Raw genomic sequence first — 25,931 nt, 5'->3', positions numbered from 1 at the left:
TTGGCAGAAGTAATAATATCCAAAAACTTATTTTATTCAGGTAGGCTTGCATATTTGTTTTTGTAATTATTATATATTATATAAAGACTCAAACTTATAACAAAAGGCAAAGCGTTGGATGGTGTTGTTATTCGATGCTCTGTAAACGACATTATTGTTAAATTGAAATAGCTCATAATTAAAATGAGTTGAACAATTTTGTTTTGATCATTTCTCTCTAAATATTTATAAACATTCCACCAAAAAGCAACAAATATTAAAAATCCAATAATTCCAAATTCTCCTAAAAAATGAAAATAAGAATGATGCGCATGTGATGGATCATAAAAATAATCATCTGGATTATTAAACGCAATAATATGGTTAACTCCCTTAAAATTTAAAGGCCAATCGTTCATAGATCCAAATCCTGTTCCAAAAAAAGGTGATACAATTAAACAGTTTGTGGCTCTACCCCAAGTCCAATGAATTCTAGTATAAATGTTCATTGTTTTTGCTCCAACATTACCTTCAGTACTCCTAATATGGGTTTTCATATACTTTTCTCCATTCTTTGATAAATTAAGTTTGGTATACAATCCATAATTATACAATAATAATGCAGCTATAAAATTAATAATAAAAAATATTGTAAGTAAAACAAAATTTAATTTTCTATAGTATTTGTTTAAGTAAATAAAATAGAATATTATAGAAAAAACAACTCCTAAAATCGAGCCCCTTGAACCACTTAACCATAAAAACAAAAAAGCCAAAAAAGCTAAGATTTTATAAAATCGACTCCTCTTTTGGTGAGCAAACACAAACGCAATAATTGTTATAAAAGCCATAAAACCACCTATAGCATTATGTGCCTTAAAAAACCCGTGGTAATTGTGATCTATAGGATTAATCCCCAAAACAACTAACCCAATAAGATTAATAATTATAGTAAATAATAAAAATTGCTTAAACCTTTTTTCTATATCATAATCGTAGGCTAAAAATGAAAAAGCTAATATTGGTAAATAAGAAATGTATAAATTTCCATCATACCTATAAAAATCAAAGTCTATAAGTGATTTAGGGTGGTAAATTAGAACACTTATTGTTGCATATAATAAAAATATTGTTAGCCAAAAAGTTACTTTTTTTGGTTTTTTTATCATTAATAACCCTACAAAAATGAAAATGGGAGATACAAGAGTAGGTAAAGGGCTTATGAAAATAAGGTTACTTACAGTGCCTAACAACCCTATAACCAAAACCCAATAACCTATTTTTTTTAACATATATTATTTAGTATATACAATTAATTAAATCTACTAGTTTTTGGCTACTATTTTTCCAAGAAAAAAAATCTAAATCAAAAGGTTTAGGTGATGTTGAAGCATTCCAGTTTTCCTTCACCTTGTCTTTTAAATCTTCCTTAATTTTTGGATTAAAAAACACAACGCTTCCTTTAAAAAGTTCTTTAAAAACATCTATTTCTGATGCAATAACTTTTTTATTAAATTGTAATGCTTCTAAAATAGGTAATCCGAAACCTTCGTATAAAGAGGCGCATATTACTAAATTGGCGTGATAATATAAGTTATATAATTCAGTATTATCTATTCCAGATTTGATTTTTACGTTTTCTGGTAGCATGTCAATTTTATGATTAAATGACTTGGAAATGTTACCTACCAAAATAAGTTTAAATTCTTTACCAAGCTCCTTAAAAGTCTTAATTATTAACTCATGGTTCTTTCGTTTATTAATTGAGCCAACAACCAAAGCATAGCGGCCTTCCTTATTTTCTTGAGGGTTTCCATTAAAGTATGTAACCCCATTATAAATAACCTTAACCTTGTTTTGATCTATAGAAGAATAATGGTGTATAATTCTTTTTTTAGAAAACTCACTAACTGTTATTATCTTCTTGCTCTTCTTTAAAATTTTGGGCATTAAAAATTTATAAACTGCTACAAATTTTTTGTTAAACCATTCTGGATTGTCTAAAAAAGCAACATCATGCAACAAAACAACATTATTTTTATAAAACAATGGTGCCATATTACAAAAATTTATAAGAGTATTATCTTTATTTTTTAAATAAATAGGAAGTTCTATTTGCTCCCATAAATAACCTGCTTTTTTTCCTATTTCAACAATTTTAAAACTTACATTTAATTTTTTGGACTTATAAAATTTTATTTTTGGACTTAAAATTACCCATTCAATATCTTTAAAGTACTTCTCTAAATTATACAGATATTCAAAAGCGACCCTTTGAACGCCAGTAAAATCTTGAGTTAAAAACCTACCATTTATAAAAACTGTTTTATACAACTTTATTTTTGTTTAAACCTATTTTTCTTCTGCCTAGAGCCACGAACGGTTCTTCAATATAATGATAGCTTAAAGCTGAAAAAACAATACATATAGCCGTTACTAAAATAATTTCTAATCCAGAAACTTTACCAAAATAGTATTTGTATAACAAATATACAGGTGTGTGTAGCAAGTAAACAGAATAGCTTATTTTCCCTAAATACTCCATTGTTTTATTTCTTAAGTAATCAAAATAAAAGTAAAACAAAAAGAAGAATATGTAAGCTAAATTCCATGATAATAACTCACAAAAATAACTTATTGTTTTATGTTGAAAATAATAAAACCCAATAAATAACGCAAAGTTAAAAACCAATACTTGAATAAGAATTGTTCTTTTAAAGTTTTGCTTTTTCTTTAAATAATTCTCAAAACAATAGTAACCAATTACAGCAAAATGAATGAGCAAAAACCTCCCAAGCGGCAACCTCTTTTCTACAAGAAATGAAAGTAATGCAATTAGAATAATAAAAACCGAGCTTCCTTTGATTAACTTATTTGCATTGTTGCCATATTTAAAAAAAAACAAGGAAAACATAAAATACCAGAAAAACTCTAAACTCAATGTCCAAGACACTCCTAAAACACTTGGTATTTTAACATATTCCTGAATTAAGAGTAAGTTGAAAATAATGGTGTTTGATGTGTCTGATTGAAGCAAATTTCGATAATATGGTATTTTTATAAAAAACCCTAAGAAAAGGCACAATAAAAAAACAAACAAATAAGCTGGGTAAATACGTAAAATTCTTTTTTTTACGAACGTTTTTAAATCAAACCTTTTTTGAACTGAAAAAGGAATTACAAACCCACTGATTATAAAGAAAACTATAACACCAAATAAACCGAAATTTATATATTCTTCACCTGTATGAATAAAAAAATCGTACGAGTTCTCCATGTAATGTTGAAATAGAACCAACATAGCAGCAATCCCCCTTACAATGTCTATGTAATTAATTCTAGCTCTCATTAATCTTTGTTAAAGCTGCTTTAATGAAGTTTTTGCCCTGGAGAGAAAAGTCGTTTATTCTTTTGTTAAGATTGTCATAGTCTATACTTGTTCCAATAGCGTTTGGGTTGTTGTGATAAATTCTATTATCTAGCCCCAAAAAGTCTATTAAATAGCTAAACTTATTTAGCCTATATGGATCCATGAAAACCGTAAAGTTTTTATTTAGTATGATTGAAAAAATAGTACCATGAAACATACTTGTGAAAATATATTCTGCATTTTTCATCCAACCTAACCATTCAAATGGACTAATTCCTATAACGCTTTTATCTGCCCAAGAATATTTTATCCCTAAAGAAATTAGCATTAAACCTTTTTCCTTACAATATGCTTTTACTATTTCTATATCCTCATCTTTAATAACCGACGCATATATTATTACATATTTCTCATCTATTGTAGGATATTTTATCCTTTCATACTGATCTATTAAGAATGTTGGATCTGGCACCAAAGTTGGTTCTTCTCCTGTAAGATTTGTAACGATTTTTTGTGAATTATAATCTCTAACCGAAATTGAAGAATATCGGTCTAGCAAAGGTTTTATCTCTTCTAATTTTTTATCCCCTTGTTTTGTTGAACCAAAACTAGGTCCATAAGAAACAAACTTAGCTTTACCAGGTATTCCATTTCCAAAGTAAGCAGTATCCATAGAAGTAGCCGTACTGTTTATATTCCATATTTCATCACTTCCAAAAAAGACTACATCAAAATCTTCTTTTATTTTCTTAACATCATTATAGTGCTTCGTTAAATTTAAATGTTTAAAAACTTTATGAAACTTATTTATTTTTGTAATGTTTTGACCGTAAGAATGTTTTCTTTTTATAAAATGAATATACTCTTTAATCAAAAAACCATACTTTTTATAGTGTATAACTTTTACATCGTGTCCAAGCTCTGTTAAGCATTGTTTTAGTGAAAAAACCTGTAAATAAGCACCAAAGTTAATGCCATCATGAAATGTAAGGATTCCTATTCGCATACTATATGTTAAAATTTCTTTTTATTAATTGATAAACAAGTGTTAAATCGTTATCATCTTTTACTAAATCTTCTGCTTTTTTGTGCAATTTTTTAGATACTGCCAATAACGTTTCAGAATCTTTAACCCCAGTCCAATTGTCATCTTTTACATCTTTTAAATTATATGGCTTATTAACAAACTCATTTTTTAAAAAAACTTTATTCCCTACCTCTGTAAAACGTAAACCTTTAATGTTTGTCAAAACAATATCTGGTAAGTAATTATAATATTTTTTTGATGAGTCGTGCTCTTTTCTAAATCTCTTAGCTGTTATTTGCCTTTTCTTAAACTCATAGTTATTATTTATAGATGATATTATTTCATCTATAATTTGATCAGCTTCTTCAGCTTTTACAGATCCATTAAACCTAGACTCATCATTTATATAGATACCGTTAACAGCTCCTCTGGAAAAAGCCTTTGTATTCTTGGTTTCAAATGAAATCATACTCATGTAATACTCTTTAAAAGAAGCTGATCTCTTTATTTTTCTTCTTAATTTATAAGGTATTAAATGTTTCATTTTATTAATAATTTTTTTAGAAGAATTCTTTGAAACAATTGGTTTCTGAAAACCGTTTGAGGATAAAAACTTGTTTATGTTTATACTTTCATTTAAAGTTGAAATACCATGGTCTGCAAAAATTATATAATTCTCTGGGTTTAAACTAAGAAATAATTTTTCGATAGACCCATCCAGTTTCTTATAAAAAATTTTTAGATTATCAAGCAATTCATTATTTATTGGTATATTTAAATTGCAAAAATTATCTATTTCAGACATAGCCAAATAATGCACAACAGCTACAGATCTAATTACTAAAAAACCAAAATCAACGGGTTCTTTCTTGTAAAGCTCTATATAAGTTAATATTCTCTTCTCTGTCATTTCAATTAACTTTTCAAAGAAAACATTGTACTTCTCTAAACCTTTTTCCCAGACCAATGAAGGTACTCTTTCATCTAAAATATAATCATTTGAATTTAGCACTTCAGTATAACTCTCAGGAAAACATATCGAGGCATCAAAACCGTTCTTCAATTCTTTACCTCCACCGCCTCCAGATATAAAAAAACCTTTAATTTCTGGGGCAGGAGAAGTGGTTGGTATATTCATAAACCCAGAAGAAATATCATTTTCTTTTAAAGATTCCCATAATGGCTTAACCCCTGTTTTTTTTAAGTGATTTTGATTAAACGATTTTGACCATTGGTATCCTTCTTTATCTATAATAGGGTATTCATAAAAACCTAGGTTTGCTTCGGCCGATTTTCCTGTGTAGCTTTTCACCCAGCCCCTAGTTACAATATCTTCCGTAGTCTTTATAATTACTCCTTTACTAAGTTTACTTTGTAAAAAAGGCATTTCAAAGGTTTCAAAAACCTTTTTAACTCCTGCATCAATTCCTAAAACAAGTAATTTCATTTATATAATTTATTTTATAAAAAATACACTGCTAATTCCGTGATTTTTTTTTAAATAATAGACTGATGATAGCATTAAATATGATATTGCTAAAATTTGTCCTACAGCAGCGCCATTTATTCCTGTCAAATATAAAAGAATTAAACTTAAAAGAATATTTAATACAAAAGATTCAATACTTTTTCTTCTCCAATAACTCTCTTCGTTTGTCATTTGCAAAATTGTCCCAACAGAACCTGTAATTGCATTTATAAATTGTGCGCCAAGCAATATTAACAGAACTAAATTTCCAGATTTAAAACTTTCGTCAAAAAAACCAAGAATTTCTGAAGAAAACAATATTAAAACTATACCTGTAGGTACAACAAGTGCAGTACAAAGTAAACTAGCTCTTTTGGCTAACTTTTTGATTTTGCTTTTCTGATTATTTTTGTGGTATAAAGCAAATCTAGAGGCGGTAATTTGATTTATTGTTTGCAAAATCAAATTCATTGAAAATGAAATCTTTACAGCGGAGTTATACAAAGCTACATCTTCTTTGTTCAAAAAAAACCCAATTAATAGAATTCCAACCCAATTAGCTGATATTGTTGTAGCCGTAATTAAAAAAAAATCTACATTAAAATATTTTTTGAAATTAAAAGCTTCATGTAAATCTAACTTAAATCCCTTTAATGAAAACAAACAAATTAAAAACGACAGAAAAAATACGGTATAGTTAGCAATAGTGTACAGAAAAAAAACATTTTCTGAAAACCCGAGCTTATAAGAAACAAAAACAAATAGCTGTAAAATAAAGTTACTTAATATAATGGCTAATGCCACCTTTCTAATTCCTAAGAAAAAATTTACATTCAAAAAAATAAAAGAATAAGGTATAAGATTATAAATTAAATACTTATAAACTTTTAGTTCTATAACACCTAAAAAAAAGTGTTCTATAATTAAATACAATAATGCAATAAAGAGAAAAAAGGCAACAATAACAGCTAAAACCTGCGTATATGTAATATAAAGTAATTTAGAGTTTTCTAAGTTCCTGTAATTAATACCATAATACCTAATTAATTGCTTATCAAAACCTAATCTAACAAAACTGCTTACAATAATTAAAATTGAAAGAAACCAAAAAAACTCGCCACTATCTGTTGTACCAAGATCTTGTATTAAAAAATAAGAAAAGTAAACACCAAAAAGAGCTGTTAAGCCTCTCAAAAAGATTTTTGATAATACATTTACTAACAACTTACTCATCCTACCACAGTTCTTCAGGATAAAACTCTTTTAACAATTCAAAAGAAAAGTGCTTAACAAAATCAATCTCTTCTTTAGAAACTTTCCCAACCCATGGATTTTTCATAGAATTAAGATCTCTTTTTGTGTTAGAAATTCTATTTTCGTTTTTTGTATTATGAGTGGTATATGACTTTAAAAACTTTTCTGTTTTTTCATTAAAAGCCAAACCTAGTTTTGAGTAAAGATTTTCTATTGTTTGTTTTGGGGCTTCTAAAAAGTCTTCTTGTTTAATAAATATGTAATCTGGATTATTTTTATATTTCAATAATTCAGAATACACCATTAAATATTCTAAAACCGCCAATTGCTTTTTTCTATCAATATTATTATAGTCTGTTTCCATTTGCTTTTTTATACTAAAAACATCTTCAGAAGGTTTATTGGAAAATAGATCAAACTTTAGAAACCAACCTTGTTTAACCATACTATGATAATATGATACAGGGTGGCGTAAAGTAACAACTATCTTGGCCTTATAGTTATTTGTAAAATAAGGAGTGCTTAAAGCTAAAAAAGGGTCCTTAATAACCAAAAGTCTTTTACTTCTTAAATATTTCGATTTATAATACTCGTAAACACATCTATTAAAAAAAATTTTAGAAAGCTTAAACTTTAATGTTTGCTTCGACCTATTTGAAAAAACATTTTTTATTCTCTCTGTAAATGACGCATCATAAATAAAGTAGTCTGTTTTAGCATCGCCTATACTCTTTTTAAAAGATAGTTGTTTTAAACCCACTAACTTGTTAAATATGTTTTTATCTGTTTTAGAAACAGACACTGTGTTATATTTTGGATACCAGACATTATAAGATAGCCCTTTTGCACCTAACTCCCTATTTAAAGGCTCGAATATATATGCGTTATTATCTGGGAATGCTATAACTTGCCCAAAAAAAGTTGTTGCGGTTCTTCTAGCCCCAGTAACAATTATTTTCTTCATAATAATGAAAAAGGGGTTAAACCACCATTCCTGCAGCTACAGTTTCATTTGTAGCATCATCAACAAGAATTATGCTTCCTGTGGTTCGATTTTCACGATAAGAATCAATCATTAATGGTTTTGTTGTTCTAATTTTAACCTTTGCAATTTCGTTCATTTTTAACTCAGCTTCATCTTCTTTACGCTGTAAAGTATTAATATCTATTTTATAAACCAACTCTTTAATCATGGCTTTCTGTTGATTAGAGGTATGGAAAATACTGTACTTTGCTCTTGGTTTAGATGGTGCATTATTTAACCAACATAACATTACCTCTATGTTTTGAGATGGTTCTGGTTTATTATTAGAACGCACAATCATATCTCCACGGCTAATATCAATATCGTCTTCTAAAGTAATAGAAACAGACATAGGTGCAAAGGCCTCATCTAATTCTTTATCAAAAGAATCAATTGTTTTGATTTTACTTGTAAACCCAGAAGGCATTATAGTAACCTCATCGCCTTTTCTCAACACTCCACTTGAAATTCTACCGGCATAACCTCTATAATCGATAAAACCTTCTCTTTGTGGCCTTAAAACGGTTTGCACAGGGAAACGTGCATCTACTTTATTTACATCGCTACTAATATGCATGGTTTCAAGGGTGTGTAATAATGGTGCACCTTGATACCAGCTCATGTTTTCACTACGGTTTACTACGTTATCGCCTAATAAAGCACTCATTGGTATAAAACGAACGTCTTTTACCAATAATTTAGATGAAAACTCCTCAAACTGACCTAAAACCTTGTTATAAGCCTCTTCACTAAAATCAACCAAATCCATTTTGTTAACACAAACAATTATGTGTGGAATTTGTAATAATGAAGCAATAAAAGCATGACGTCTGGTTTGCTCGATAACACCATGGCGTGCATCAACTAAAATTAAGGCTGCATTTGCTGTTGAAGCTCCTGTAACCATGTTTCTAGTATATTGAATATGACCTGGTGTATCGGCTATAATAAATTTACGTTTTGGTGTTGTAAAATAACGGTATGCCACATCGATAGTGATACCTTGTTCGCGTTCGTCACGTAAACCGTCAGTAAACAAAGCCAAATCTACACCTTCGTGTCCTTTTTGTTTACTTGTTTTTTCAATAGATTCTATTTGATCTTCGAAAATAGATTTAGAATCGTATAACAGTCGACCTATTAAGGTACTTTTTCCATCATCTACACTTCCTGCTGTTGTAAAACGTAATAATTGATTATTATCTAACATATTTATTCGTTTAATTTTTGAAAAGACCTTTCGACTCCGCTCAAGGTGACAATTTCAATTTTATTTATAATTTTTTTAAAAATACCCTTGACGCTTACGGTCTTCCATTGCTGATTCTGAACGTTTATCGTCACTACGATTACCGCGTTCAGTTTGACGCATGGTTGAAACTTCTTCTGCAATCTTTTCTAAAGTATCGGCATCAGATTCAATTCCACCGGTAATTGTAATATCTCCTAAAGTTCTAAATCTTATTTTTTTAGTTACCACTTCTTCATGATCTTCTAAAACTAAAAACTCAGAGTTTGGTATCCATGAGTTTTGTCTCCAAACCACTTCTCGCTCATGTGCAAAGTATAACGATGGAATAGCAAGATTTTCTCGCTTTATATAATTCCAAACATCCATTTCGGTCCAGTTACTAATTGGAAAAGCTCTAAAGTGCTCACCTTCGAAATATTTACCATTAAAAATATTCCATAATTCCGGACGTTGGTTTTTCGGATCCCATTGCCCAAAATCGTCACGGTGCGAGAAGAAACGTTCTTTAGCTCTTGCCTTTTCTTCATCACGACGCCCACCACCAATAGCACAATCTACTTTATTCGCTTCAATGGCATCTAAAAGTGTAGTAATTTGTAAGGCATTACGAGTTGCGTTTTTTCCTTTTTCTTCAGCAACACGTCCTTCATCAATAGATTCTTGTACAGAACCTACAATTAAATTGGCTCCTAATTCTTTTATTAAATCGTCTCTAAACTGAATAGTTTCTGGAAAGTTATGTCCTGTATCGACATGCATTAAAGAAAATGGTATTTTAGAAGGATAAAATGCTTTTCTAGCTAAATGTGTTACTACAATTGAATCTTTTCCTCCTGAAAATAATATTACTGGGTTTTGAAACTGTGCCCAAACTTCTCTTAAAACGAAAATCGCTTCAGATTCTAATTCGTCTAAATAGTTTAAATAATATTTACTCATTGTTCTTTAATTTCTAATTTATTTTTAATGGCTTGAAAAATAATTTCAACCGATTCTTCAACTGTATTTAAATGAGATACCTCAACTGTTGGGTTTTGCGGTGCTTCGTACGGTGCCGAAATACCTGTCATGTTCTTTATTTCTCCCGCTCTTGCCTTTTTATACAAGCCTTTTACGTCTCTGCGTTCGCATTCTTCTAAACTCGTGTTTACAAAAACTTCGACAAAGTTATCAGATTTTACGGTATCTTCTATGTTTTTTCTGTCTTTTTCGTACGGCGCTACAAATGCTGCCAAAACTACAATACCAGCATCAATAAACAATTTAGCTGTTTCTCCAATACGTCTAATATTTTCTGTACGATCTTCTGGAGCAAAACTTAAATCTTTATTTAAACCATGACGTACATTATCACCATCTAAAGCGAAAGTATGTATTTTTTGGTTATTTAGTTTTTGCTCTAAAGCATTTGCTATTGTAGACTTACCCGAACCTGAAAGTCCTGTGAAAAATATTAAAAAGGAATTGTGCCCATTTAGTTTTTGACGCTCTAATTTTCCGATTTGATATTCGTGTTTTTTGATATTTTTTTCCATCGTTTTAATCGCCTTCTTTTTTCTAATCCATAATCTATTTTATACCAAACTCTTTCATGAATGTAGTATAATATCATTTTAGTTAAAACCTCAGCAAATCCAATACTTAAACCTGTTAATGGATTTCCTGAAATTATCCAAGCTAATGTCATGGTATCGATGGTACCTACAAAGCGCCAAGTAAATGTTTTAAGTAAGTGTCTTTTTTTGCTTTCTTCAATTTTTACTTTAAACCAAATACGCTCGTGACAGTAATATAATATCATTTTAGTCACTACCTCGAAAGCCCCTATTTTAAGCCCTGTTAAGGGGTCTCCAGATATAACCCACGACAAAATGATGGTATCTAGTGTTCCCACTAAACGCCATGTAATAGCTTTTGCTATATGTCTTTTATAAAGGTTTTTTGGCATTTTTATTTTGTTACTAAAAAGTAACTATTTAATAAATTTTGTCTGTTGTAAAGCATTGGTTTTTTTGTGCTTTGATCTATAACCGTTAAACCTACCGCTTCACAAATGGCTTGTCCTGCAGCTGTATCCCATTCCATAGTAGGAGCAAATCTTGGATAAACATCAGCTTTACCTTCTGCCACTAAACAAAATTTTAAAGAACTTCCTTTTGAAACAATTTCTACATTGTTTCCTTCTGTTTTTAAACTTTCAACAAATTGTAGAGTATCTTCATTCATATGTGAACGACTACCTACAACTTTTATTTCTGAAGTATTTGATTCTGCTTTATTAATTTCATCTTCAGATTTAAAAAGCAAAGAATCAACTTTTAAATCTAGTGATGTAATTATAGTTTTATAGGCTTTTGTTTTACTTTCGTTTGTGTAATAAAGTTCTTTTGATACGGGTACATAAATAACACCTAATTTTGTTTTACCGTTTTCTACTAAGGCTATATTTACAGTAAATTCTCCATTTTTTTTAATGAATTCTTTAGTGCCATCAATTGGGTCGACTATCCAACATTGTGACCAATTTTTTCTAGTTTCATAATCAACGGTTTTATTCTCTTCGCTAATTATTGGAATATTAGTTTCCTGAAGTTTTTTAACGATTATTTCGTTTGAAGCTATATCAGCTTCAGTAAGTGGCGATTTATCATCTTTATATTCAATATTAAAATCTTTATTGTATATTTTTAATATCTTTTCTCCGGCTAATAATGTTGCTTCAATAGCCAAAAACAAATTACTTAACATAAATATATTTTTTATCCCTACTGATTTAATAGGAATTAATTTAATGCAAAAGTAACATATTTAAAAACTTATGCAATATTTTATTTTATTTATTATCTAGATACCATGAAAGACTCTTATTAAGTCCTTGTTTTAAATTAAATTCAGGTTTATAATTTAAGCATAATCTAGCTTTTTTAATACTAGCCAATGAATTTTTAACATCACCTAAGCGTTCTGAACCGTAAATTGGATTAATTAAAGAATTGGTTAATCCTTTTATAATTTCCCATAACTTATTTATACTTATTGTTTCTCCATAAGCTACGTTGTATACCTCATGCTTATCTTCTTCTATAAATATAGCTTTTATGTTAGCTTGAACTACATTTTCTATATACGTAAAATCACGTGTTTGCTCTCCATCTCCATTAATTTTTACCTCTGTATTATTTATTGCTCCTTTAAAAAATAACGGAATTACAGCTGCGTATGCCCCATTGGGTTGTTGTTTAGGCCCAAAAACATTAAAATAACGCAAACCTACAATTTGTAAATCGTAGGTTTTATTGAACACATCGGCATAAAGCTCATTTACATATTTTGTAACAGCATACGGTGAAAGCGGATTACCTATAACGTCTTCCACTTTAGGTAATTCAGGATGATCTCCGTAAGTACTTGAAGAAGCTGCATAAATCATTTTTATTAATGACGGTGATGAAATTGCAGCCATTAACATATTTAAAAAACCTGTTACGTTAACCTCGTTAGTTTTGATGGGGTTTTTAATAGAGCGTGGAACAGAACCTAATGCTGCTTGATGTAGAATGAAATCAACATTTTTAACTGCTTTCTGACAGGTTTCTAAATTTCTTATATCTCCTTCTAAAAAAACACAGTTTTTGTTTTTTAAAAAACCTTCTATATTTGAAAGTAATCCGGTTTCAAGGTTATCAAGAACAATTACTTTTTTTGCATTATATTTTAACAAATACTCTACGAGGTTCGATCCAATAAAACCAGCACCACCGGTTACTAAAAATGTATATTGGCTTAAATCTTCTTCGTGATACTTGTTTTCATACATACTTTACAATCGTTTATCGACAAGGCTAATATTTAAAGTGCCTTTTACATCGTAGATTACAGAATTTTTGGTTGTAAATTTAGTAAAATCGATACTTTTAAAATCATTATGAGAAACGCAATGTACAATAATATCATATTCTTCATCAATGTCTTTTAATAATTCAATACCATATTCGTGTTGTACTTCTTCTTGTGACGCTCGCGGATCAAATATGTCAACATTTAAATTAAAGTCGTTTAAAGCTCTGTAAACATCTATAGCTCGTGTATTACGGATATCTGGACAGTTCTCTTTAAAAGTTATACCTAACATTAAAACTTTAGCCGAATTAATTTCAATATTATTTTTAACTGCTAGTTTTAGCACCTCGGTAGCTACAAACTCTCCCATGCTATCGTTTAAACGGCGTCCAGCCAAAATAATTTCTGGGTGATAGCCTACCTCTAAGGCTTTTTGAGCTAGATAATAAGGATCTACACCAATGCAATGTCCTCCAACCAAACCAGGTTTATAATTAAGAAAATTCCATTTTGTGCCAGCAGCCTCTAAAACATCGTGTGTATCAATATTTAAAAGATTAAAAATTTTTGCTAGCTCGTTTACAAAAGCAATGTTTATATCTCGTTGAGCGTTTTCAATAACTTTTGCTGCTTCGGCTACTTTTATGCTTGGTGCTAAATGTGTACCCGCTTCAATTATAGATTTATAAAGATCATCAACCTTTTTTCCAATTTCGGGCGTAGACCCAGAAGTTACTTTAGTTATTTTAGTTACGGTTCGTAATTTATCTCCAGGGTTTATTCGTTCTGGAGAATATCCACAATAAAAATCATTGTTAAATTTTAACTTACTACATTTTTCTAAAACAGGAACGCAAACTTCTTCGGTTGCTCCAGGATAAACTGTAGATTCGTAAATTACTATATCATTTTTCTTTAAAACACCACCTACAAGCTCTGAAGATTTTAATAATGGTGTAAAATCAGGTTTATTATTTTTATCTACAGGTGTTGGTACAGTAACAATATAAATATTACAATCTTTTATATCTAAAGGATTTGTAGTTAGTTTTAATCCATTTTCTTTTAGGTTTAAAACGTTTTTTAAACTTGCTTCCTCTACCTCTAAGGTACTATCATTTGCATTATTAAGTTCTTTTATTCTGTTTTCATTAATGTCAAAACCAATAACTGTAAATTTTTTTGCAAACTCAACAGCGAGTGGCAAACCAACATAACCTAAACCAATAATAGCAATTTTGTAATTCATAATTTAAACGTTTTGTAAGCACGCTTCAAGACTAGTTCTCCAGTGTGGTAAAGTAACATTGAAAACATCTTTTATTTTTTGCTTATCAAAAACGCTGTAACTTGGTCGTGTTGCTGGCGTGGGGTATTGTTCAGAGCGTATAGGTAATACTTTAGTATTAATATTTTTTAAACTGAAAATAGCTATTGCAAAATCGTACCAACTCGCAACGCCTTCGTTACTGTAATGATAAATTCCAAAGGCATCATTATCTTCTTTAATAATTGTAAGTATTATTGATGCTAAATCTTTAGCGTAAGTTGGTGTACCTACTTGATCGAAAACCACACCAAGTTCGGGTCTTGTTTCTGATAACCGTAACATTGTTTTTAAAAAATTATTACCAAACTCTGAATACAACCATGATGTTCGCAAAATATAAAAAGCATCGCATGTATTTTGAACAGCCTCTTCCCCTAATAATTTTGTTGTTCCATACACTCCTAACGGATTAGTTTTATCAGTTTCTTTATAAGGAATAGATTGATTCCCATCAAAAACAAAATCTGTAGAAACATGAACTAATTTTACATTATTTTCTTTGCAGGCTGTTGCCAAATACTTTACCCCTTTGTTATTTACTAAGTCTGGTGCTTCATTATTTAACTCGCAATTATCTACGTTTGTAAATGCTGCACAGTTTATGCAAAACGAGAAATTTTTAGATTTTAATACTCTTTTAACTTCTTCCTCGTTTACAATATTAAAATCTTCACGTGAAAAAAACGTAAATTGATAGTTTTTATAGTTTTCAGACAAACTTTTTAAACACTGGGCTAATTGCCCATTACCTCCGGTTACCAGAATTTGTATCATGAATTTATACTTTGAAGTGTTGGAAGTAATAAATCTTTTTCTGAAATAATGAAGTCTTTTTCTTCAAGTTTCCAATCTATATTTAGGCTTTTATCATTATATATAATACCTCCTTCGGAAGCTTTATTATAATAATTATCGCATTTATATGAAAAAATTGCGGTATTGCTTAATACAACAAAACCATGTGCAAAACCACGTGGCACGAATAGTTGCTTTTTATTATCTTCTGAAAGTTCCTCTGCAACATATTCTCCATAGGTAATTGAATCTTTCCTGAGGTCTACGGCAACATCAAGTACTTTACCCTTTATCACTCTTACTAATTTAGCTTGAGCAAACTCTCCAGTTTGAAAATGTAAGCCTCGTAATACTCCTTTTGATGACATAGATTCATTATCTTGAACAAAATTAACAGATAAACCTGTAACTTTTTGAAAAGTGTTTTGATTAAAACTTTCAAGAAAATACCCTCTACTATCATTAAAAACCTTAGGTTCTAAAACAAAGCAATTAGCTAGTTTTGTTTCTTTAACTATCATTTCTTGCTATTTAGTAAACCTAATAAATTTTTTCCGTATCCGCTTTTTAACAGTGGTTCTGCTAAAGCTTTAAATTCTGTTTCGTTTATAAAGCCCATATCAAATGCCGCAGCTTCTGGGGAACCAATTTTTAAACCTTGTCGCTCCTCGATTACTTCTACAAATTGAGAAGCTTGCATAAGGGATTGAAATGTTCCTGTATCTAACCAAGCTGTTCCTCTATCAAGCACACTAACACTTAGTTTCCCTTGTTGCAAATACGTTTTATTTACATCTGTTATCTCTAGTTCCCCTCTTTTACTAGGCTTTATATTTTTAGCTATTTCTAGAACAGAGTTGTCATAAAAATAAATTCCTGGAACTGCATAATTAGATTTAGGGTTGTTAGGTTTTTCTTCAATAGAAATAGCTTGTCCTTCATCATTAAATTCAACTACACCATAACGCTCTGGGTCGTGGACGCGATAGGCGTAAATAATACCACCATCAGGATCGTTATTAGCTTGTAATAAATCACTCAAACCTGTTCCATAAAAAATATTGTCGCCAAGAATAAGTGCTACTTTATCATTTCCTATAAAATCAGCCCCAATTACAAAAGCCTCTGCTAACCCTTTTGGTTCTTCTTGAACCGTATATTCAAAACGACAACCGTATTTATTACCATCTCCTAATAAATCTTTAAAAAGTGGTAAATCTTTTGGAGTAGATATTATTAAAATTTCATTTATACCCGAATAAATTAAAGTTGAAAGTGGGTAATAAATCATAGGTTTATCGTAAACTGGCATAAGTTGTTTACTAACACTTAACGTTAATGGGTGCAACCTAGTACCAGATCCGCCAGCTAAAATAATACCTTTCATAAAATTTAACTATACTGTTTATTGTAATAATTTTGATATGCTCCAGAGGTTACGTTTTCTAACCAATCGGTATTAGACAAATACCACTCTATGGTTATTTTTAAACCCTCCTGAAAAGTTACAGAAGGACTCCAACCTAATTCTTTATTAATTTTTGAGGCATCAATAGCGTAACGTAAATCGTGTCCTGGACGATCTTTTACAAAACTAATTAATTGTTCCGATGTTCCTTCGGGTTGCCCTAGTTTGGTATCCATTTGTTTGCACAATTCTTTAACCAAATCGATATTTTTCCATTCGTTAAACCCTCCAATATTATACGTTTCAGCATTTTTTCCTTTATGAAAAACCAAATCGATTGCTATGGCATGATCTACAACATACAACCAATCTCTAGTATAATTACCATCACCATAAACTGGTAGTGGCTTTTTATTGATTATATTGTTAATAAACAACGGTATTAACTTCTCTGGAAACTGATTTTGTCCATAATTATTTGAACAATTAGAAATAACGTAAGGTAATCCATAAGTTTCCCCATAAGCTCTTACAAAATGATCGGAACTCGCTTTGGATGCTGAATATGGTGAGTTTGGACTGTAAGCTGTTGTTTCAGTAAACAAACCTGATTCCCCTAGAGTACCATAAACCTCATCTGTACTTATATGATAAAATCGTTTTCCGTTAAAATTATCTTTCCAAAGTTCTTTAAATGCATTTAATAAGTTTAAGGTACCAATAATGTTTGTTTTAACGAATGCTAAAGGGTCTGTTATTGATCGATCTACATGTGATTCTGCAGCAAGATGAATAACATTATCAAATTTATAATCTTCAAACAGCTTATTTATAACTACGTCGTCGTTAATATCTGCTTTTAAAAATGTATAGTTTGATTTATTTTCAATGTCTTTTAAGTTTTCTAAATTACCAGCATAGGTTAAGATATCAAGATTGTAAATTTGATAGTTAGGATATTTTTCCACAAATCTTTTTGTAACATGTGAACCTATAAAACCAGCACCACCAGTAATTAGAATTTTCATATTGGTTAAAGCTAAATTTTTAATTTTTTACTTTCGGAATCTAGATGTTTTTTTAAACCTAATAACAAGAAAAATATAAAGGTTAACCCAAAGAGAACTAGAGGTAATAAAAATTTTGATTTATCGTACCATTCTTCAATATAATAACCTGTTTTGGGAAAACCTGCTAAAACATTTATAACACTTTGCTTCTCAATTTTATTTAAATTTACCTCACGTCTATTCTTTTCTAATTTCAAGCGTTTGTCAAGAATTTCCGACTCGTCTACTAATAAATTTGATGATTCTTGACTACCCATGTATAAATTAGTTCCAGATCCTGGAATTGGCTCTTTTTGCGATTCATTAATTCGTATCTCTAAGTATTTATCAACTAAAGAGTCCGTTTTAGATATTTGTTCAGATAAAGTTTTATCTTCTTTATCTAAATTCTCCTGATTAATGCTTAATAAAGATTGTAAATATTGATTACCTGATAACTCTTTAACAAAATTATTTTCAATTTTCTTATATAAATACTTGTCTAAAGAAGCAACTCCTATTAAGTGTACTGAAAAATTATAGGGTGTTAACGATTCTTTGTATGTTTTAAAATTCATTTCTGATCTTGAAGTAGAATCTAGCTTAGTATAAAATTGAGAATACATCTCAGCCATAACATTTTCGTCAATATCTGGCTGAATATAAAATCCTTTAAGTTTAGAAGCTTCTTTAACAGATATATTTAAAATTTTAGCTAATTCCAGAGAGTCTTTATCAATTTTAGCTAATTGGTTAAATTGCTTTATGTTTTCATAAACTTGACGAGCAGATTTAAAATTGGTTTCTATAAACATATTAGCTCCATATAGTTTATCCGATTTAGAATCGATTATAAAGCCAACTATGAAACCGATAATAATTGCTCCAGCATACCACAAAAAACGCTTGTAAATATTTATAAGTAATAAAAGAATTACTTTATAAATCCCCTTAAAGATACTTGCAATAAAATTTATAAAACGATTAAAGACATTGCCTATCATTTTAAATAACTGCCCTAAATCAACTTCTTCTGAAGATTGTTTTGATGGTTGTAAATCGTTACTCATCTTAATTTTAATTAATTTAAAATTTGTTTTAAAATTGTTCTTGTTATTAAATATGTTGGCCTAACGCCAGATGTTCCTAATCCTCCTGATGCTAATGTTGCTCCTGTTTCTAAAGGATTATCACTTGCGTAATAAGCGTACCTAACTTTTACATCTGAACTTATGCTTCCTCTTACTTTAGATGCTGCTTGAATAGCTTTTTGGTAATGTGCACCTTCCATTTCTAAACCAATTACCTGCCAAGTTGAGTTGTAAAAGAACTTTAGTATATTTTTATTTTGTAAAGAGGTTCCTAATACAGTAATCATTGAACCTTCATAAACATCTACGCCTTGGCCTTCTAAATCTTCTTTTTTAAGTTCGTTTTCAAATGGATAATTATCTGCTGTTCCTTCAAAAATATGTGCAAAAGGAATCATTATATCTCCTTTTCCGCCTTCTAAAATTCCTGCTTTTCCCATAATGGAAACCGATTCTACGTTTAGAAATATTTCTGTATCTTTAGTTTTATATGGTTTTAACAACTCATCTATAGTTTCATAAGCTTGTTCACCAAAAGCATAATCCATTACAAATATAACTGGCTTTTGCTCTTTTATTAATTCTTCAGATATATCTAAATCAATTTTCGAAACATCTAGCTTAGTGGTATCAAAAATTTGAACATCTATATTTGCGCCAGATTTGTCTTCAATATAAATCATACCCTTTTGTAAGGCTTCTTTATTTATTTTGTTACGTAAAGTGGCATTATCTTTATGACTTAATTTTTCGTAAACCTGAAAAGCATCTTTTTTGGTAAATTCATTTTTTAAGGCTCCAAATGCAAATAGTGTATTCATTACACTATGCATATTAGCGCTTATAATGTGTATTGGCCTTTCTAATAAATTATTTTTGTGTAATGTTTCTTTTATTTTATCGGCCCAAATTTCGCCATGGATATGATGACCTAAGCGCTCTCTTAAAACAGGACTAAAAGTAACCGTTCTTTTATTATTGTTTACCTGTTCTTCAATAGCTAATTTACCCAACCAATATACAATATGCAGTAATCTTTCTGGTTTATTTGGAGTAGAAAAATTATTATATATTTTGGTTAACTCATTAAATGTTCTTCCTAAAATATTTGCTGTATGCGTAATTGCTATTTCACGCTCCTCTAAGGTTAATTTTTTTTTGCTTAAAACTGCTTTTTCAAGCTTTTCCCAGTCTCTAGTAGTTTGCCCTTCTTCGTTTATTAAAACGCGGTTACTTATTTTGTGAGACTCTATGAATAAAAACGTAAGGTGAGTTAAAATATCATAGATTTCAGATCGGCCACGAGTAATTTCAATGTTCATTTGCTCGTCGTCTATTCTATAACAATTTCTTCTTCTTTTCTCTGGAATTATTGGTTTAAAGTGAGATTCTGAATATCCTTCGTCGCTTGTTAAATTTATAAACGTACATTCTTCAATACCAATAGGTAATCTATCTATAACATACAACAATCCGTCTAACTCGGCTTTTTCTTCACCTACAGAACCATAAATTTCTGGTCGTAACTGCAAAAGAGCTTGTCTTAAAGTTTCACCAGAGATTCCCATTGGTTTGTAAAACCCTCTATTAAACAGATGACGCATTGTTATATACATGCGCTCTATGGCGTTAGAACTTTCCTGAGCCCTTGTTCTTCCTTGATTTTTTTTGTTAATCATACTCAAATTTATTCGAAACAAATATAGTATTATTTAGTTTAAATACTTTGCGGAATTTGTTCAACGATTTTACGGTCGTTTGAAAGCCTTGGTAATTTGTTTTGACCACCTAATTTACCAATAGATTTCATATATTCCTGAAAACCTCCTTTTTTAACCTTAGTGATTTTTAATGTTTGCAACACGTTGCCTTGAATTAAATCGAAATAATACGTGTTTTGCTTTTGAAGTGATTGATCTATTTTTTCTGCTAATTCTATAAGATTATCTGGTTCATTCTCAAATTCAACAAACCATTCATGATATGGCAAACCTTGAGTTGGATTAATTTGGGGTGCCACTGTAAATTCTGAAACCTGAATATTTGTTCCTAATATAGCTTCTTCTATTGCTTGCTCTACTTCTTTACCTATAACATGTTCACCAAAGGCAGATATGAAATGTTTTATTCTTCCAGATACAATAACTCGATACGGTTTTACTGAAGTAAACATTACTGTATCTCCAATGTTGTAAGCCCATAAACCAGCGTTAGTTGATATTATCATTACATAATTTACACCAACCTCAACATCTTTTATTGTAATTCGCTTTGGGTTTTCTGTAAAAAAGTCATCTGCTTTTATAAACTCGTAAAATATTCCTGAATTTAATTGAAGTAGCATGCCTTTTTCATTTTGTTTATCTTGAAACGCAAAAAACCCTTCGCTAGCAGGATATAACTCAATACTATCTACTTTTCTCCCTATAAGTTTTTCAAATTTAGCACGATAAGGCTCGTAGTTTACACCTCCAAAAATAAATAAGTTGAAATTTTTAAAAATATCTCCAACAGGTTTTCCTGTTTTTTCGATTAACTTTTCAAAATACATTTGTACCCACGATGGAATTCCAGATATAACAGTCATGTTTTCGGGTAGAGTTTCTTTTACAATAGCATCAACTTTTGTCTCCCAATCGTCAATACAATTTGTTTCCCAAGACGGCAATCTGTTTTTTTGAAGGTATTTAGGTACATAATGCGCTACGATTCCAGATAAACGCCCAAGTTGTATACCGTTTTGTTCTTTCAAAATGGGGCTTCCTTGTAAAAATATCATTTTACCATTAACAAACTTAGCTTTCCCTGTTTCTTTAATATACATGAGAATAGCGTTTCTAGCTGCCTCTACATGCGTAGGCATACTTTCTTTGGTAATTGGAATATATTTAGAACCTGATGTGGTTCCAGAAGTTTTAGCAAAATAAATAGGTTTTTCTTGCCACAAAATATCTGGTTCTCCGGCAACCATTCTCTCTACATAAGGTTTTAATCCTTCATAATCTCTGATGGGCACACGTTTTACAAAATCGTTATGATTGTTTATACTAACAAAATCGTGATCTTGCCCAAAAACAGTTTTTGTTGCTGAAGCTATAAGATCTTGAAAAACTTTTTCTTGTGTTTCAATTGGGTTATTAGCCCATTTTTGTATGCTTTTGTGTATACGTTTGGCAAAAAGTTTTGCTAACGCCGATTTTAATGAAATCATTTATTTAAAATCTATAAAGTTTGTTGGGTTAATTGGATATCCATCGTTCCATAGTTCGAAATGCAAATGTGGTCCAGTGCTTAATTCACCTGTATTTCCTGCGGTTGCAATAACCTCTCCTGCTTTCACTAAATCGCCTTGAGACTTTGTTAAAGAACCATTGTGTTTATATATTGAAATTAAACCATCGCCGTGTTCTAAAATAATAACATGACCTGTATTGGCTGTCCACTCAGAAAAAATTACAATTCCATCTGCGGTAGCTTTTACCGGCGTATCTTTTGCCACTACAATATCTACAGCATAATGCTTATCTTTAGTGCTGTAAGGGGAGCTAATAGTTCCGTTTACCGGCGGAAATAACACGAAATTTGTTTCAGATATTGCCGACTCGAATAAATTATATTTATCCTCTTTATCCACTTTTTCTCTTAACAAGGAATCTTCTGCACTCGGATTTAAGTCAACTTCGCTAGCTTCAATTTTTATAGCTTCTATAATAGAATCTTTATTAAAATCTTCTGCACTTAAATCTCCCGTTAAAACCTTTTTTATAGATTTATAATAGGTTTCATTCATGGCAATAACTTGCTGCAACGAATCGGTTTTATAATTTAGTTCTGTAGCTTTCTTTTTTAATGCTGTTGAAGAGTACCCTGGAATATATTCGCGTAATGGTGTAAAAGCTATAATAAGGTATGTTAAAGCAATTAAAAAAATGGAAACCAAAGAACCTAAAACAAACACATTTAATCGTGTAAGTTTAAAGGATAATCGTTCTTCAAAAGTAACTTCGTTAAGTATTAATAATCTATACTTATCTAATAATTTCTTTTTAATTTTTTTAGGTTTCTTTTTTTTAGTGGCCATAGTTGAACAAAAATAAATAGAATTTATTTAATGTGTTATTCTTTTTAATAAACTATAACGTTATAAAATAGTTTTAAATATAACCTTATGCTAAAATTGTGTTTAATGGAACTTTATTTAAATTTAATTAGTAATTTTGTGCTATAAAATTTGATATTATGAGCTTATATATATTACCGTTAGTTATTGGTTGGCCTCAAATAGTTTTGATAGCCGTTGTAGTTTTGTTACTTTTTGGAGGTAAAAAAATCCCAGAACTTATGAAGGGACTTGGTAGTGGTATTAAAGAATTTAAAGATGCAAGTAAAGAGGAAAGTACTGATGCTTCAAAAAAAGAATGATTTTAGGATTATAAAATAAAAAAGCCTGCAAGTTGCAGGCTTTTTTATTTTATTTATACTTTAACTACTTAATTCTAATAGATTTTATAATAGATTCAAGCTCCAGAACATAGTTTCGTTTTTCTACTGATGGGGCAAATGCAAAGCCTTCAACAACTACCCAACGTTTATTTACTTTATCTTCGATAGCGTAATTTATAAAAGGACCTCCCATAAAAGCATTTTTAACATCCCAAATACCTTTAGTTTCTAGTGCAGGTTTGTTATCTAAAATGGTTTCTCCATGAAATGGAGTATAGGCATTTTCTGTTGCTAAATACGAACCTTCAACAGGGCCTTCTATATATTGTTTTCCTATTGAATCTCTTATAGCTATTATTTGATTTACAACACTATCATTGCGTTTAATTGCATCATATGGCAATTCGTATAATAATAAATTTGTTGTTCCTGTTGTAATATCTTTTCTAATCCAGAAAAAATTATCGGTTTCTTTAGCTATTCTATAAATTGACGAAAACTTTAATGTTAAGCCTAATTTTTCTTCTATAGATTCGAAAGAATGTGGCGATTTTGCCATTTGTCTGGAACGTTCTTTAAGTTCCATATTATGAAAAACATCTATAATTTTTGTTTCGTTTTGGTTAATCAAATCAATTATTTCTTGTTTAGTTATTCCAGAAACCACAATAACCTTTTGGGGTTTTGCATATACATTATCTAAAATATTAATACTGGCCTCTTTACCTGTTTCAATTTTTAAAACCGTTCTGTTTTTTGTTACAAACCCAGTAAAAACCGATGGCGGTATTTGATTAATTGTAAAAGTAGGCTCGTCTTGAGGCAAACCGTATATTGGCTTTGTTAGAACGCTTCTAACAGCATCACCAACACTACCATCCCACAAATCGTTTTCTATTACTACAGACACATTGTTTATTGCTCCTGAGGCATCTGCAATGTAAATATCATCGTTTGATTTTTTTTTGTTTCCGCAGGATACTAAAAATACTAACGTAAAAACTGAAAAAATAAATTGTCGTATCATTGTTTTGGCTTTTATTGGTTTAGGTTTTAGCTATTTTAAGCTTCATTCCTGGTTTTAATTTACTACCGCTAATACCGTTCCAATCTTTAATATTTTGAATGGAAACTCCAGAAAATTTTTGTGAAATACTCCAAAGTGAATCGCCTTGTTGTACTGTATATATAACAGACTCTCCAGAAATAGGTTTAGTTTGTATATTTTTTGTAGCTACAGTTGTTGTATTTTTAGTTGGTGCAATGTATGGTTTTTTAGGATAAATTGTAAGCCTTTGCCCAATACTTAAATTATTGCTTCTTAATCCATTCCATCGTTTTATATCACTTACTCTTACACCATACATTCTAGAAATTTTACCTAAATAATCTCCTGATTTTACCCGATATCTTATTCTATCATTTGAATTAAAAAATTGAGGTAACGGTTTCTCTCTTTTATCAAATTCGGCTTTTGCGAATGCATAAATAGAGTCTTCGTTATTTACAAAAGTACCTATTACTTCGCGAGGTAATCGTAATGTATAGTTTTCTTTTTTAATAAACGGAATAATGTCTAGTTTATAAGATGGATTTAAAAACTGAAGTTGCTCGATTGGTGTTCCTGTTACTTCTGAAACCTGATCAAGTGTTATCATGTGTTTAACTCTTAATGTATCTGTTTCAAAATAAGCTAATTCTGGTTTAATTTTTTTAAAACCGTGTTCTTCGGCATATTCAAAAATATACATATTGGCTAAAAAAGCAGGTAAATAACCGGCCGTTTCTCGTGGTAAATTATGCCTAATATTCCAATAGTTTTTATAACCACCTGAACGGCGAATGGCTTTTGTTACGTTTCCTGGTCCAGAATTATATGCTGCTAATGCTAAATCCCAATCTCCAAAAATACCATAAAGTTCGGCTAAATATTTTGCAGCAGCTTCGGTAGATTTTATAGGGTCGCTACGTTCATCTACATAACTACTTACATCTAAACCATACATTTTACCGGTTGCAAACATAAATTGCCATAAACCCGTTGCCCCTACTCTGGATTTTGCTCTTGGTTTTAATGCAGACTCTACAATGGCAAGATATTTTACTTCTAATGGAATATTATATAAATCTAGTTCGCGCTCGAACATAGGGAAATAAAACGCACTTAAACTAATTAGCTTTTGTATAGAATTTCTACGGTACTTTAAATAAGATTTTATTACGTTTTCTAAAGATGGATTGTACTCTACATTAAAAGGTGTTTTAGCATCTAATTTTTTTAATCTTGCCTTTAACGTATCTGTTGATAATTCTGGAAAATCTATAGACTTAAAATCGAGTTCGGTTACTGATTTGTATATAGTATCGAAAAGGGCATTACTGTATAATTCCTCTAACCATTTCTCATCAAATTTCGCAGCTAATTCATTATCTTTTAACTGTTTAACTTGTATTGAATCGGTGTTAATTGGAATAGTTTTAATGGTTTGTGGTGCACCATCCATAATAGAATCTTGAGTTTGAGAATACCCAAGCCCACAAATAAAGAACGCAATATAAAAACGAAAAGCCATAAAATCTGTTAACATGTTAATCAACGAC

At 30.2% G+C, this 25,931-nt stretch carries 25 protein-coding genes; 1 reads left to right on the top strand and 24 read right to left on the bottom strand.

Annotation, left to right across the window (positions count from 1 at the left end):
• Positions 1–32: 32 nt before the first annotated feature.
• From LG649_RS05710 to LG649_RS05605, 22 genes are all read right to left on the bottom strand, one after another.
• A complete protein-coding gene (locus LG649_RS05710) occupies positions 33–1,271 on the bottom strand; it encodes an O-antigen ligase family protein (protein WP_226542094.1) in 1,239 nt (412 codons plus the stop codon).
• 7 nt (positions 1,272–1,278) lie between these two features.
• Positions 1,279–2,313, bottom strand: a complete 1,035-nt coding sequence (locus LG649_RS05705) for a glycosyltransferase family 4 protein (RefSeq protein WP_226542086.1) — start codon at positions 2,311–2,313, stop codon at positions 1,279–1,281.
• A complete protein-coding gene (locus tag LG649_RS05700; RefSeq protein ID WP_226542084.1) occupies positions 2,306–3,328 on the bottom strand; it encodes an acyltransferase family protein in 1,023 nt (340 codons plus the stop codon). The genes LG649_RS05705 and LG649_RS05700 overlap by 8 nt, the downstream gene beginning before the upstream one ends.
• Positions 3,318–4,355, bottom strand: coding sequence for a polysaccharide pyruvyl transferase family protein (locus LG649_RS05695; protein ID WP_226542082.1), 1,038 nt, complete (start codon positions 4,353–4,355; stop codon positions 3,318–3,320). The genes LG649_RS05700 and LG649_RS05695 overlap by 11 nt, the downstream gene beginning before the upstream one ends.
• A 1-nt stretch (position 4,356) precedes the next feature.
• Positions 4,357–5,823, bottom strand: a complete 1,467-nt coding sequence (locus LG649_RS05690) for an alkaline phosphatase family protein (protein WP_226542080.1) — start codon at positions 5,821–5,823, stop codon at positions 4,357–4,359.
• A 9-nt stretch (positions 5,824–5,832) separates the two neighbouring features.
• A complete protein-coding gene (locus LG649_RS05685) occupies positions 5,833–6,507 on the bottom strand; it encodes a lipopolysaccharide biosynthesis protein (RefSeq protein ID WP_226542079.1) in 675 nt (224 codons plus the stop codon).
• A 571-nt stretch (positions 6,508–7,078) separates the two neighbouring features.
• Positions 7,079–8,062 (bottom strand): sulfotransferase family protein, encoded by a 984-nt coding sequence (locus LG649_RS05680; RefSeq protein WP_226542077.1) that lies wholly within the window; start codon positions 8,060–8,062, stop codon positions 7,079–7,081.
• Between the two features lie 16 nt (positions 8,063–8,078).
• Positions 8,079–9,332, bottom strand: a complete 1,254-nt coding sequence (gene cysN, locus LG649_RS05675) for a sulfate adenylyltransferase subunit CysN (RefSeq protein WP_226542076.1) — start codon at positions 9,330–9,332, stop codon at positions 8,079–8,081.
• Positions 9,333–9,407: 75 nt separating this feature from the next.
• Entirely contained in the window at positions 9,408–10,313 is a 906-nt protein-coding gene (gene cysD / locus LG649_RS05670; protein ID WP_226542074.1) for a sulfate adenylyltransferase subunit CysD, read from the bottom strand.
• On the bottom strand, positions 10,310–10,909 hold the full coding sequence (gene cysC / locus LG649_RS05665) for an adenylyl-sulfate kinase (protein WP_226542072.1): 600 nt from the start codon (positions 10,907–10,909) through the stop codon (positions 10,310–10,312). The genes cysD and cysC overlap by 4 nt, the downstream gene beginning before the upstream one ends.
• Complete coding sequence (locus LG649_RS05660) at positions 10,864–11,322, bottom strand: DUF2061 domain-containing protein (RefSeq protein WP_226542070.1); 459 nt, start codon at positions 11,320–11,322, stop codon at positions 10,864–10,866. Before LG649_RS05660 ends, cysC begins: the two co-directional genes overlap by 46 nt.
• 2 nt (positions 11,323–11,324) lie before the next feature.
• The gene (cysQ, locus tag LG649_RS05655; RefSeq protein ID WP_226542068.1) at positions 11,325–12,122 is read right to left on the bottom strand and encodes a 3'(2'),5'-bisphosphate nucleotidase CysQ; all 798 of its coding nucleotides are present in this window, start codon (positions 12,120–12,122) and stop codon (positions 11,325–11,327) included.
• A gap of 85 nt (positions 12,123–12,207) precedes the next feature.
• Entirely contained in the window at positions 12,208–13,191 is a 984-nt protein-coding gene (locus LG649_RS05650; RefSeq protein ID WP_226542066.1) for an SDR family oxidoreductase, read from the bottom strand.
• 3 nt (positions 13,192–13,194) lie between these two features.
• On the bottom strand, positions 13,195–14,463 hold the full coding sequence (locus LG649_RS05645) for a nucleotide sugar dehydrogenase (protein WP_226542065.1): 1,269 nt from the start codon (positions 14,461–14,463) through the stop codon (positions 13,195–13,197).
• Positions 14,464–14,466: 3 nt separating this feature from the next.
• Positions 14,467–15,318 (bottom strand): dTDP-4-dehydrorhamnose reductase, encoded by an 852-nt coding sequence (rfbD, locus tag LG649_RS05640; RefSeq protein WP_226542063.1) that lies wholly within the window; start codon positions 15,316–15,318, stop codon positions 14,467–14,469.
• On the bottom strand, positions 15,315–15,860 hold the full coding sequence (gene rfbC, locus LG649_RS05635; protein WP_226542061.1) for a dTDP-4-dehydrorhamnose 3,5-epimerase: 546 nt from the start codon (positions 15,858–15,860) through the stop codon (positions 15,315–15,317). Before rfbC ends, rfbD begins: the two co-directional genes overlap by 4 nt.
• A complete protein-coding gene (rfbA, locus tag LG649_RS05630) occupies positions 15,857–16,726 on the bottom strand; it encodes a glucose-1-phosphate thymidylyltransferase RfbA (protein WP_226542059.1) in 870 nt (289 codons plus the stop codon). Before rfbA ends, rfbC begins: the two co-directional genes overlap by 4 nt.
• A gap of 5 nt (positions 16,727–16,731) precedes the next feature.
• Positions 16,732–17,775 carry a dTDP-glucose 4,6-dehydratase gene (gene rfbB, locus LG649_RS05625; protein WP_226542057.1) on the bottom strand — a complete coding sequence of 348 codons (1,044 nt, stop codon included), beginning with the start codon at positions 17,773–17,775 and terminating at the stop codon, positions 16,732–16,734.
• A gap of 11 nt (positions 17,776–17,786) precedes the next feature.
• On the bottom strand, positions 17,787–18,866 hold the full coding sequence (locus LG649_RS05620; RefSeq protein WP_226542055.1) for a hypothetical protein: 1,080 nt from the start codon (positions 18,864–18,866) through the stop codon (positions 17,787–17,789).
• Between the two features lie 11 nt (positions 18,867–18,877).
• A complete protein-coding gene (locus tag LG649_RS05615) occupies positions 18,878–20,566 on the bottom strand; it encodes a DUF6909 family protein (protein ID WP_226542054.1) in 1,689 nt (562 codons plus the stop codon).
• 38 nt (positions 20,567–20,604) lie between these two features.
• Positions 20,605–22,098 (bottom strand): GH3 auxin-responsive promoter family protein, encoded by a 1,494-nt coding sequence (locus LG649_RS05610; protein WP_226542053.1) that lies wholly within the window; start codon positions 22,096–22,098, stop codon positions 20,605–20,607.
• Entirely contained in the window at positions 22,099–22,968 is an 870-nt protein-coding gene (locus tag LG649_RS05605; protein ID WP_226542052.1) for a M23 family metallopeptidase, read from the bottom strand. It lies immediately after the preceding gene.
• A gap of 158 nt (positions 22,969–23,126) precedes the next feature.
• On the opposite strand from LG649_RS05605, the gene tatA reads away from it, so the two are divergent.
• A complete protein-coding gene (gene tatA, locus LG649_RS05600; RefSeq protein ID WP_226542051.1) occupies positions 23,127–23,309 on the top strand; it encodes a twin-arginine translocase TatA/TatE family subunit in 183 nt (60 codons plus the stop codon).
• Between the two features lie 64 nt (positions 23,310–23,373).
• Here tatA and LG649_RS05595 read toward each other — a convergent pair whose 3' ends face one another.
• Together LG649_RS05595 and LG649_RS05590 are read right to left on the bottom strand one after the other, a co-directional pair.
• Positions 23,374–24,357 carry a DUF4837 family protein gene (locus LG649_RS05595; protein WP_226542050.1) on the bottom strand — a complete coding sequence of 328 codons (984 nt, stop codon included), beginning with the start codon at positions 24,355–24,357 and terminating at the stop codon, positions 23,374–23,376.
• Positions 24,358–24,376: 19 nt separating this feature from the next.
• Entirely contained in the window at positions 24,377–25,903 is a 1,527-nt protein-coding gene (locus tag LG649_RS05590) for a lytic transglycosylase domain-containing protein (protein WP_226542549.1), read from the bottom strand.
• Positions 25,904–25,931: the final 28 nt, after the last annotated feature.

This window comes from Neotamlana laminarinivorans, assembly GCF_020523925.1.
GTDB classification, from domain to species: Bacteria; Bacteroidota; Bacteroidia; order Flavobacteriales; family Flavobacteriaceae; genus Neotamlana; species Neotamlana laminarinivorans.
The sequence above is the reverse complement of the archived record's forward strand: the minus strand, read 5'-3'. Positions and strand labels throughout refer to the sequence as shown.

Coding starts and splice junctions, on each gene's coding strand:
- LG649_RS05605 (WP_226542052.1), bottom strand. CDS start 22,968: ATGGCCACTAAAAAAAAGAAACCTAAAAAAATTAAAAAGAAATTATTA.
- cysN (WP_226542076.1), bottom strand. CDS start 9,332: ATGTTAGATAATAATCAATTATTACGTTTTACAACAGCAGGAAGTGTA.
- LG649_RS05595 (WP_226542050.1), bottom strand. CDS start 24,357: ATGATACGACAATTTATTTTTTCAGTTTTTACGTTAGTATTTTTAGTA.
- LG649_RS05695 (WP_226542082.1), bottom strand. CDS start 4,355: ATGCGAATAGGAATCCTTACATTTCATGATGGCATTAACTTTGGTGCT.
- LG649_RS05700 (WP_226542084.1), bottom strand. CDS start 3,328: ATGAGAGCTAGAATTAATTACATAGACATTGTAAGGGGGATTGCTGCT.
- LG649_RS05690 (WP_226542080.1), bottom strand. CDS start 5,823: ATGAAATTACTTGTTTTAGGAATTGATGCAGGAGTTAAAAAGGTTTTT.
- LG649_RS05590 (WP_226542549.1), bottom strand. CDS start 25,903: ATGGCTTTTCGTTTTTATATTGCGTTCTTTATTTGTGGGCTTGGGTAT.
- cysQ (WP_226542068.1), bottom strand. CDS start 12,122: ATGTTAAGTAATTTGTTTTTGGCTATTGAAGCAACATTATTAGCCGGA.
- LG649_RS05650 (WP_226542066.1), bottom strand. CDS start 13,191: ATGTATGAAAACAAGTATCACGAAGAAGATTTAAGCCAATATACATTT.
- cysC (WP_226542072.1), bottom strand. CDS start 10,909: ATGGAAAAAAATATCAAAAAACACGAATATCAAATCGGAAAATTAGAG.
- LG649_RS05660 (WP_226542070.1), bottom strand. CDS start 11,322: ATGCCAAAAAACCTTTATAAAAGACATATAGCAAAAGCTATTACATGG.
- cysD (WP_226542074.1), bottom strand. CDS start 10,313: ATGAGTAAATATTATTTAAACTATTTAGACGAATTAGAATCTGAAGCG.
- rfbC (WP_226542061.1), bottom strand. CDS start 15,860: ATGATAGTTAAAGAAACAAAACTAGCTAATTGCTTTGTTTTAGAACCT.
- rfbD (WP_226542063.1), bottom strand. CDS start 15,318: ATGATACAAATTCTGGTAACCGGAGGTAATGGGCAATTAGCCCAGTGT.
- LG649_RS05615 (WP_226542054.1), bottom strand. CDS start 20,566: ATGATTAACAAAAAAAATCAAGGAAGAACAAGGGCTCAGGAAAGTTCT.
- LG649_RS05680 (WP_226542077.1), bottom strand. CDS start 8,062: ATGAAGAAAATAATTGTTACTGGGGCTAGAAGAACCGCAACAACTTTT.
- LG649_RS05620 (WP_226542055.1), bottom strand. CDS start 18,866: ATGAGTAACGATTTACAACCATCAAAACAATCTTCAGAAGAAGTTGAT.
- rfbB (WP_226542057.1), bottom strand. CDS start 17,775: ATGAAAATTCTAATTACTGGTGGTGCTGGTTTTATAGGTTCACATGTT.
- rfbA (WP_226542059.1), bottom strand. CDS start 16,726: ATGAAAGGTATTATTTTAGCTGGCGGATCTGGTACTAGGTTGCACCCA.
- tatA (WP_226542051.1), top strand. CDS start 23,127: ATGAGCTTATATATATTACCGTTAGTTATTGGTTGGCCTCAAATAGTT.
- LG649_RS05710 (WP_226542094.1), bottom strand. CDS start 1,271: ATGTTAAAAAAAATAGGTTATTGGGTTTTGGTTATAGGGTTGTTAGGC.
- LG649_RS05610 (WP_226542053.1), bottom strand. CDS start 22,098: ATGATTTCATTAAAATCGGCGTTAGCAAAACTTTTTGCCAAACGTATA.
- LG649_RS05645 (WP_226542065.1), bottom strand. CDS start 14,463: ATGAATTACAAAATTGCTATTATTGGTTTAGGTTATGTTGGTTTGCCA.